The following is a 1,460-nucleotide window of genomic DNA, read 5'->3' as shown; positions in this document are numbered from 1 at the left end:
TCCCCCCCCCCCCCCCCCCCCCCTCTCTCCATTGCCCCCCCCCCCCCCCGCCCCCCCCCCCCCGCTGCCGGTGCTAGGCGGCCAGGAGGGGGGTGAGGTCGGCGGCCCATTCCGGGTAGAGGGCGACCTTTTCCTCGTGCAGGGCGAGGATGTCCGCGGCCAGGGTGGGGGTCATGTCGTCCGACACGTCCGGGCCGATGGCGAGCTTGGCGAGGTGGGGGATGATCTCGGGGTCACCCGCCAGGTGGACCGGGTCGTGCATGTACCGCCGCAGGGCCTCCATGTCGGCGATGCCCACGCAGTACGCGTGCGTGAACCCGCCTGATTCGTCGAGGCTTTGGCCGACCGTCGAGAACGACACCGACTCGACCGAGGCTGTTCGCCGCATCACCGCGAGGACGTGTTCGCGGTCCTCCTCGGTTGCGGTTTCCTTGAACGAGAAGCGCAGCATGTGAACGATCATCCCTGTCTCATCTTTCCAATTGATTGAACCAAGCGGTTCAGAAATCCGGTCGTATCGGTTCGGCACTATGCTGAACCCATGGGTTCAGAAGTGTCAACCGGGAACGAACGCGCGGGCCGCGGGCGGATCGAGCGGCGGCAGGCGATCCTGGACGGCGCGTTCACCGTGTTCGCGCGGCGCGGATACGCGCAGGCGTGCGTCCAGGAGATCGCTCGGGAGGCCGGCGTCGCGAAACCGACCGTCTACAACCACCTCGCCGACAAGGAGAGCCTGTACCGCGAGGCCGTGGAGGCCGCCGCCGACCGCATCGGGGCGCGCGGTGTCGCCGTCGTGGAAGAACTCCGCGCCGCCGGCGACGGGGACCCCCGCGAAGCGCTCACTGCCGTGGCCCGCAAGCTGCTTCTGGCGTACGCCTGCGAAGAGGCCCGCGCTGTCAGGCAATTGGCCGACGCGGAGCATGGCCAGTTCCCCGAACTGGCGGCAAGCGTCCGCGAGCGTACGGCACTTCGCGTGCGCTGCGCCCTCGCCGACCGACTCGCGCGCCTCGTCATCGCGGGCCACCTGCGGTCGTGCGACTTGGAGTTGGCCGCCGAGCATTTTCTCGCCCTGCTCACCGGCCCGCTCCAGTACCGCCCCGACGCCGATCTGGACGACCTCGCGACCGCCGCGGTCGACGTCTTCCTGCGCGCGTACGGCCCCTGACCCGGCGCGGGGATGTGGGAAGTCACCTCATCCGTGCGGCGCGAGGTCGCGGCGGGGGTTGGGGGAGAGGGCGGGTTGAGCCTGCGCAGCTCGGAGCGTCGTGGCGGGCCCTGGCGGACCGGCTGTGTGGGGAGAACCACGGATGCGGTTGCGCGCGTTTGGGGCGGTCGCGGGATCCCGCGGATGAGGTGGTCTGGTCGCGGCTGGACGAAGCGACCTACGGCTGGTGCCCCGGAACGGCCAAGGCGTCCAGCGGGACCAGAACAGGCCCGGGGCAGGCAGCTGAAGTGCTGCC

General features: G+C 70.5%; 2 protein-coding genes. One reads left to right on the top strand and one right to left on the bottom strand.

From position 1 onward, the window contains the following. Positions 1–73: 73 nt before the first annotated feature. Entirely contained in the window at positions 74–463 is a 390-nt protein-coding gene (locus ACRX5S_RS12120) for a Dabb family protein (RefSeq protein ID WP_436772887.1), read from the bottom strand. A gap of 78 nt (positions 464–541) precedes the next feature. On the opposite strand from ACRX5S_RS12120, the gene ACRX5S_RS12115 reads away from it, so the two are divergent. Continuing rightward, positions 542–1,165 (top strand): TetR/AcrR family transcriptional regulator C-terminal domain-containing protein, encoded by a 624-nt coding sequence (locus ACRX5S_RS12115; RefSeq protein ID WP_436772886.1) that lies wholly within the window; start codon positions 542–544, stop codon positions 1,163–1,165. Positions 1,166–1,460: the final 295 nt, after the last annotated feature.

The organism is Yinghuangia sp. YIM S09857 (assembly GCF_051388915.1).
Taxonomy (GTDB): Bacteria; Actinomycetota; Actinomycetes; order Streptomycetales; family Streptomycetaceae; genus Yinghuangia.
The sequence above is the reverse complement of the archived record's forward strand: the minus strand, read 5'-3'. Positions and strand labels throughout refer to the sequence as shown.

Excerpts from the sequence above, each read along its gene's own strand:
- ACRX5S_RS12120 (WP_436772887.1), bottom strand. The coding sequence starts at position 463 with ATGATCGTTCACATGCTGCGCTTCTCGTTCAAGGAAACCGCAACCGAG.
- ACRX5S_RS12115 (WP_436772886.1), top strand. The coding sequence starts at position 542 with ATGGGTTCAGAAGTGTCAACCGGGAACGAACGCGCGGGCCGCGGGCGG.